Here is a 7,186-nt window from a genome sequence, read left to right as displayed (position 1 = left end):
ACCACCAAGCGATTCATTGAGCATCGCGGCGAAATCGTCGCGCGTCGGAAAAGCCGTAGTGGCCATAGAGATATATTCCTTACTTCATTTGTTCCGGCCAAGCGGTTGGTTCCGCTGGTCTTAATGGCCGATCTGTCCTGCCCGCCGGATGCGATGCAGAACATCCTTCGAGCCAGTTCGGGCGGGGCAGGGGCAAAGCAAAAAGGGCGCGACGAGATCGCCTCGTCACGCCCGACGCCCGGTTGCGGGCGGCGGTTGTCCGTGCCTCGACCGGCTGAAAGGCCCGTCGGACGGGGCGCCTATAGTCCGCAAACCCCGCAAAGGCAAGGTCGAAAGCCCGTTTAGCCGCGGTCGTTCCGGCGCGCTTCGACAAAGGCGATGGCTGCGGCAATCGCGGCGTCGCGCGGCATGTCGCTGTTGTCGAGCAGCAGGGCGTCGGGCGCTTGCAGCAACGGGGCGTCGGCGCGCCCGGTGTCGCGGGCATCGCGGGCGTGAACGTCGGCGAGGACGGCGTCGAAGGTGACATCGACGCCGCGTGACAACATCTCGGCATGACGGCGGCGCGCGCGCACATCGGCGCTGGCGGTCACGAACAGCTTGGCATCGGCGTGGGGGGCGATGACGGTGCCGATATCGCGGCCGTCGAGGATCGCGCCGCCGGGCTGGTTGGCAAAGTCCACCTGCCGCTGCAACAGCGCCGCGCGCACCGGCGGGTGCACCGACACGCGGCTGGCGAGGCCGCCTGTCGTTTCATAGCGCAGTGCGGGATCGTCGAGCAGGCGATCCGGAAAATCACACGCGGCCAATGCATCAGCCGCATTGTCGGCGTCGCCATGGTTTAGCTGCGTCTGATAGCCGACCGCGCGATACAGCAAGCCGGTGTCGAGCACCGGCAACCCAAAATGTTCGGCGAGCGCGCGCGCGATGGTGCCTTTGCCCGATGCGGTCGGACCATCAACAGCAATGATCATCAGTTGATCTGGAACGCGTCGATGCGGGCGCTTGTCAGTCGGTTGTCGGGCCCGAACAGCAGTTTGATCCAGCCGCCTTTTTTGAAGGAGCCGCCGCAGGCGGCGATACCTTCGCCTTCACCGGCCTGCCCGGCTTCCAGGCAGTCGATCTTGATTTCCGGCAGGAAGGCGCGGACGCGGGTCAACACCGCCGAGCGGTCACGCGCCGTGCCGATGCCGAGCGCCGACAGCGCGCGGCGGTCGTCGGGGCGCACGGAAACCGACTTAATCGCCAGCAGCTTGCCGCCGAAACTGTGCGCAACCCCGGCCTTATCGACCCATTCGCATTCCCCGTCGAAACAATTGGCGGGCTTGCCGATCGCTTGCGGTCGAACAACGCGGTTGAGCCGGTGCGCCGAAAAACTGGCATCGGCACGCACAAATGGGTCCGCCGCGCGTTGCTGAGCCGCGACCGGCGACCCCGTTATCGCTGTAAAGGTCAGGGCAAGTGCGCCAAGCGCCATGATCCGGCGTCCGCGATGAGTCGTCATTTCTGGAGTTCCTCCAACAGGCGTTCAAAGTTCGGAAAGCTTGTCGCCACCGGCGCCATATCGTCAATCGTTACCGATGACCCGGTGACAAGTCCGGCGATGGCAAAGCTCATACAGATACGGTGGTCAAGGTGGCCCGCGACGGTCGCGCCACCGGGCAGCGGGTCGCCGCCGGTCCCGTCGATGATCAAGCCGTCCGCGGTCTCGGTGACGCGCACGCCTATGGCTTTCAAGCCTGCCGCCATCACAGCAAGGCGGTCGCTTTCCTTGACGCGCAGTTCGTCGAGGCCGGTGGTTGTCGTGCGCCCCTGTGCCAGCGCCGCGGCGACGAACAGGATCGGGAATTCATCGATCATGCTGGGAGCGACCGCGGGATCGACGTCGACGCCGGTCAGCGCGCTGTGGCGCACGTGCAGGTCAGCGACAGGCTCGCCGCCGACTTCGCGCGGATCGACCAGTTCGATGTCGCCGCCCATCTGGCGCAGTACATCGATCAGTCCGGCGCGGGTCGGGTTCAGCCCGACATTGGTGATGATGACGTCCGAGCCGGGTACGATCAACGCCGCGACGACGAAAAACGCCGCCGATGACGGATCGCCGGGGACGACAATCGTCTGCGGCTTCAGTTCGGCCTCGCCGACAATGCGGATATGGCGGGTGCCATCGGCATCGGTTTCGACCGTCAGCTCGGCGCCGAACCCGCGCAGCATGCGTTCGCTGTGGTCGCGGGTGGGAATAGGCTCGATGACCTCGGTGATACCCGGCGTGTTGAGGCCCGCGAGCAGCACCGCGCTTTTCACCTGCGCCGAGGCGACCGGCAGTCGATAGGCGAGGGGGATGGCAGGGGCGAGGCCGCGCACCATCAGCGGCAGGCGGCCGCCCGGCGACGACGTGATGTCGGCACCCATCTGCGCCAGCGGATCGATGACGCGGCCCATCGGGCGGCCCGACAGGCTGGCGTCGCCGATGAACGTCGCGATGATCGGATGGCTTGCGACCAGCCCCATCAGCAGCCGGGTCGAGGTGCCGCTGTTGCCCATGTCGAGCGCTTCGCGTGGCTGGAGCAACCCGCCGACCCCCACGCCATGGATGCGCCACTCGCCATCGGCCCCGCGCTCGATGGAGGCGCCCATCGCGCGCATCGCGGCGGCGGTGGCGAGCACGTCATGCCCCTCAAGCAGTCCGGTGACGCGGCTTTCGCCGACCGCGAGCGCCGACAGCATCAGCGAGCGATGCGAGATGCTTTTGTCGCCGGGAATCGCGATCCGGCCCTTGAGCGGAACGGAAGCGGAAAAGCTACGCGGGCGGGCGGTTTGATCGGTCATGGCGAGCGGCTTTTGACAGCGCCCTTACAATCTGGCAAGGCGCACGCCGATTTGATGGACGCCGCGCAGGCAGCTGTCGCTTTCCACACAATTTATTCTGTTTCCAGAAGGTTACGAGGAATTTATGATCAAGGCTGAATGGGGCACGAAACGCACCTGCCCGAAATGCGCCACCCGATTCTATGATTTGACCAAGGATGATCCGGTCAGCTGCATCAATTGCGGTTACAACTGGATTCCGGAATCGGTTTTGAAATCGAAACAGTCGACTCCGTTCGAAGCCGAAAAGCCCGGCAAGGTCGCCAAGGAAGAGGTCGTTGTCGACGAGGATCTGGATCTGGACGTCGATGTCGACGAGGATAATGACTCGCCGGACAATGACGTCGATCTGGGCGGCGACGACGATCTGGGCGTCGCGACGGCGGACGATGACGACGTCGAAACCTGATTTTTTGTTTCAGGGGGTCAAAAAGGCATCGTCCGATGCATTTGGCCCCTTGCATCGCCCGCCCGCACTGTTAAAGGCGGCAACCCGATCGCAGTAGCCACTCCGGTGAGCGCGATCGAATGAAGATGTGGGGCCTTAGCTCAGCTGGGAGAGCGCCTGCATGGCATGCAGGAGGTCAGCGGTTCGATCCCGCTAGGCTCCACCACTTCTTACCTAAAATATTGAAATTTTACATTTTTAATCATTCAGCCCCACATTATGGCCCACATTTGTAGCGGATTTTAGATGGGTAACGCTGATTTTTGATAAATGATTGTCTCCCGGAGATATGACCGCCGGTAAGATATGTCAGCTTTGCGCCTGATCCCTGCCGTTCCCGCCTTGATTGGCACGCGCCCGAAAGCGGTCATTCGGTTGATTCACGGATAGCGGTCGGTCCGCGCCTCGCTAATTGGCGTTCGGCCCTCCTCCCCTCAATGTTCGAGACCGACCGCCACGACAGCCTCGATCTCCACCAGCGCGCCGAAATGCAACGAGCCACATGGCACAATCGATCGGGCGGGTCGGTGCGTGCCGAAGAAAGCGGCGTAAGCCCGATTGACTTCGCTCCAATGCGCGACGTCGGTCACATAGATCGTGCATCGGACGACGTCGTCGAGCGAGGCACCCACGACGCGCGCGATCGCTTCGATATTGCCAAGCGCGAAGCCGACCTGATCGGCGATCGATCGGCTTTCGGGGTCTTGCGTCTCGCCGGTCACGCCGAGCTGACCCGAAACATAAAGGGTGTCGCGGTGTAATATCGCCTGGGCATAATGCCCGCCGGGCGGCGGTACCGCCGCGCACCGTATCTCCGTCATCTTATGATGTTTCATCTCGATCTTCCCTTGCGTTCACCAGCCGCCCGTTCGCGGCCATTCCTCGGTGATTTTCCCGCCGCGCAGCACATCGTAGGACGTGTAGGCCGCACAGGTCAGGCAGGCGTGATTGGGCAGGATGCGGACGACGCTGCCGATCGGGAGGCGTTTGAACCAGCTTTCGTCGGGCACGGGCACGCCGCCATGTTCCTGATGCACGGTCACGACCGTCAGCGACCCCAGCGCCTCGAGCGTCGCTGCATCGCAGACCAGGCCATATCCGGCGTTCGGCATGAAACGGTTGGCCCCGACATCCTTGGATAGCGCGAGCGCGCCCGCGTCGAGGATCAGGCTGGGGACAGCGCCGCGACGCTGGTGGCCGATGACGGTCGCCAACACTGAAACGGCAATATCCTCCGGCGCGCAGACGCCCCGCGACAATTGCGAAAGGTCGCAGAACAGGTAAATGCCCGCCCGCACTTCGGTGACACCGCGCAATTGCTCGGCGAACGCCAGCGTCGGGGTCGATCCGACGCTGACGATGGGGCAGGGGTAGCCGCCCGTGCGGAGCAATTCGGCCGATGCGACTGCGGCATGTCGTTCGACTTCGGCGAGGGCACGGATCGGCGCCGGGTCGTCGAATGCGTAGCTATGCCCGGCATGGGTCATCACGCCCATCAGTTCGAGATGCGGCGAACAGGCGGCAATCGCCCCGGCGATCGCGACAAGCTCCTCCGACGCGGGTTCAGTGCCGCTGCGGTGTTCGCCGCAATCGACCTCGATCAGGACGCCGAAGCGCGCGCCGAGCGCTGCCGCGGCTTGTCCCATGGCCGCGGCGGTCTTCGGGTCGTCGAGGACCAGCAGAAGCTGCGCGCCATGCTCGCGCTGGATATGATGGGCGCGCGCCAGTTTTGCGGGCGCGATCGCTGTCGTGTAGAGGATGTCGCGCCAGCCTGCTGCGGCGAAATATTCGGCCTCGGCCAGCGTCGACACGGTAATCGGCCCGCGCTCGCCGTTGGCCGCGACCAAGGCGACGTCGGTCGACTTTGCGGTCTTGAGGTGCGGGCGCAGCATGACGCCGAGCGCGTCGCAGCGGGCGCGCATGCGCGCGGCGTTGCGTTCCAGCCGGTCGGCGTCGAGAATCAGGCGCGGGGTGTTCAGTCCCGCGAACGTGGTGGTCGAACTCATGGGATTAACTCCCGGAGCGGATCGAGCGTGTCGGCAATCAGGAATGGCCGCGCCGCGTCAGCGATAAATGGCAGTCCGGCCCGGTTGTGCCAGAAAACCGGCATGCCGACGTCAGCCGCGCCGGGAATATCCGCCGGCGAGCCAGCCACGAAGAGCGTCCGCGCGGGATCGGTGCCGAGCCGGTCGAGGACCGCACGATATGCTTCGGGGCGTGGCTTGTAATATCCCGTTTCTTCGGAGGTCAGCATGACGGAAAAAGCCACTCCAACCCGCTCTGCCGCCTGCCGCCCCAGATCCGCCGAACAATTGGTTATGACACCGAGCGGGATGTTGCGCGCCGCGATCTCGGCGAGCACCCGCGGTGCCTCTGGCCAGGGCCGGAGCGTCTGCCAGTCCGCAACCAACGCGGCGGCGGCCGATGCAGCCACACCAGCTTTGGCGGTTGCCTCCCGGACAAGGTCTTCATAGGGGCGATAGGCGCCGCAGCCATAAGTCAGCTGGAGATAAGCGCGGCGCCAGCGCAGGCCGTCGGTTTCGGACCCCGCCGCACGGTTCCAGACCGACCATGAATCGAGAAGGGCCGTCAGAAGATCGAAGACCACGGCTTCGACGGGAGCTATTTGTTTCATCGATCGAGATCCCAATTTAGCAACTATGGCCAAGAACTGCCGCCAAGCGGCTTCCCGGACGGCAGCGATGCTGCTGTACGGCTAGAAGCGATTAGCAATCGCACGCTTCGGTCGGCAAATGCCCGTTGCGGATGGTTTCATGCCGCCCCGTATGAACATGGTGGTCAAAAATCCGCTCGGGCGATCGCGGTGTCCGATGCACCCGCCATGCTTCTCTACGCCTTCGCCAGACTCCAGAATATTTCGGCGGATGGAGATTGTCGGCCGCGCGGCCGATACAGTCTGACATCGACCGGAATGTCCCAGTGTGCATCGCCCGCCCGCACCAGCGCACCCTGTTGCAGATCATCAGCGACGATGCTCAGCGGCAACCAAGCCAGTCCTTTTGCGTCCTTTGCCATGCGCGCAAGGATCAGCGTGTGCGATGTGAACACCGTCGTAAAACGCCCGCGCGTCGCTGTTGCATCCAGCATCGCCGAAACGATGCGATCCATCCCTGATTCAGCGCCATAGGCTAACATATTGACCGGATGAGTGGCGTCATCCGTCAGCGCGTGCAGGGGAGCCCTGCCGGTTCCTCGTGGAGCGCTGACTGGTACCAGCGCATCGGACCTAAGCGAAATCGACTGGAAACCTGCGCCGTCGAGAACCGAGGGAGCGTCGGGATGGAAATAGCACAGACAAAATTGTGCTTTTCCGCTCAACATCATCTGTTCGGACGTCCCCATATTGTCAGCGGTGAGCTGGATCGGAATCTCGGTGTCGGTCTTTGTCTGAAGTGCCGCAAGCCATTGTGGAAAGAAGCTCAGCGTCAACGCGTGCGTAACGAGAATTTTGACCATCGACGCCGAAGTGCCGGCAATTTCCTGCACCTCGCGCCGACCATGCTCAATGTCGCGCAGCACCGTTTCTGCGATACTGGCGAAGCGTTTTCCGGCCGACGTCAGCACCATCTGATGCGTGCTGCGGTCAACAAGTTCGGCGCCGAGCCATTCTTCGAGCGCGCGAATGCGGCGGCTGAAGGCCGGCTGGGTAACGCAGCGTGCCGCGGCTGCGCGCGAGAAATTCCCCGCGTGGATCAGGGCGCCGAAATCCTCAAGCCACGCCAGTTCCATTTGCTTATGTTCCTTCGGCCGCTTGGAGCTTTTAACTCCGGGACACGCTGTGCCTACCCCTCCTGATCAGCATGGATTGATCCATATTGCGCATTGGAGCTGCGTTCGCCCAATTGGCAGGTT

General features: G+C 63.5%; 8 protein-coding genes and 1 tRNA gene. 2 read left to right on the top strand and 7 right to left on the bottom strand.

The annotated features are described in order from the left end of the window. Positions 1–341: 341 nt before the first annotated feature. Genes VGN68_RS16690 through aroA form a run of 3 tightly spaced genes read right to left on the bottom strand, consistent with a single transcriptional unit; the run spans position 342 to position 2,826 of the window. Positions 342–971 (bottom strand): d(CMP) kinase, encoded by a 630-nt coding sequence (locus VGN68_RS16690; protein ID WP_327478176.1) that lies wholly within the window; start codon positions 969–971, stop codon positions 342–344. Continuing rightward, positions 971–1,501 carry a hypothetical protein gene (locus VGN68_RS16685; protein ID WP_327478174.1) on the bottom strand — a complete coding sequence of 177 codons (531 nt, stop codon included), beginning with the start codon at positions 1,499–1,501 and terminating at the stop codon, positions 971–973. The genes VGN68_RS16690 and VGN68_RS16685 overlap by 1 nt, the downstream gene beginning before the upstream one ends. Next, complete coding sequence (gene aroA, locus VGN68_RS16680) at positions 1,498–2,826, bottom strand: 3-phosphoshikimate 1-carboxyvinyltransferase (RefSeq protein ID WP_327478172.1); 1,329 nt, start codon at positions 2,824–2,826, stop codon at positions 1,498–1,500. Before aroA ends, VGN68_RS16685 begins: the two co-directional genes overlap by 4 nt. 124 nt (positions 2,827–2,950) lie before the next feature. Here aroA and VGN68_RS16675 point away from each other — a divergent pair, with 124 nt between their 5' ends. Together VGN68_RS16675 and VGN68_RS16670 are read left to right on the top strand one after the other, a co-directional pair. Then, a complete protein-coding gene (locus tag VGN68_RS16675; protein ID WP_327478170.1) occupies positions 2,951–3,274 on the top strand; it encodes a TIGR02300 family protein in 324 nt (107 codons plus the stop codon). Between the two features lie 129 nt (positions 3,275–3,403). Further along, positions 3,404–3,479: transfer RNA gene (locus VGN68_RS16670), tRNA-Ala, on the top strand. A 268-nt stretch (positions 3,480–3,747) separates the two neighbouring features. On the opposite strand, the gene VGN68_RS16665 is transcribed toward VGN68_RS16670, so the two are convergent. From VGN68_RS16665 to VGN68_RS16650, 4 genes are all read right to left on the bottom strand, one after another. Beyond that, complete coding sequence (locus VGN68_RS16665; protein WP_327478167.1) at positions 3,748–4,149, bottom strand: RidA family protein; 402 nt, start codon at positions 4,147–4,149, stop codon at positions 3,748–3,750. Between the two features lie 18 nt (positions 4,150–4,167). Then, the gene (locus tag VGN68_RS16660; protein ID WP_327478165.1) at positions 4,168–5,319 is read right to left on the bottom strand and encodes an alanine racemase; all 1,152 of its coding nucleotides are present in this window, start codon (positions 5,317–5,319) and stop codon (positions 4,168–4,170) included. After that, positions 5,316–5,948 (bottom strand): HAD-IA family hydrolase, encoded by a 633-nt coding sequence (locus VGN68_RS16655; protein WP_327478163.1) that lies wholly within the window; start codon positions 5,946–5,948, stop codon positions 5,316–5,318. The genes VGN68_RS16660 and VGN68_RS16655 overlap by 4 nt, the downstream gene beginning before the upstream one ends. A gap of 215 nt (positions 5,949–6,163) precedes the next feature. Next, the gene (locus VGN68_RS16650; protein ID WP_327478161.1) at positions 6,164–7,063 is read right to left on the bottom strand and encodes a LysR family transcriptional regulator; all 900 of its coding nucleotides are present in this window, start codon (positions 7,061–7,063) and stop codon (positions 6,164–6,166) included. Positions 7,064–7,186: the final 123 nt, after the last annotated feature.

The sequence above is a fragment of the Sphingopyxis sp. genome (assembly GCF_035998965.1).
Classification (GTDB): Bacteria; Pseudomonadota; Alphaproteobacteria; order Sphingomonadales; family Sphingomonadaceae; genus Sphingopyxis.
The sequence above is the reverse complement of the archived record's forward strand: the minus strand, read 5'-3'. Positions and strand labels throughout refer to the sequence as shown.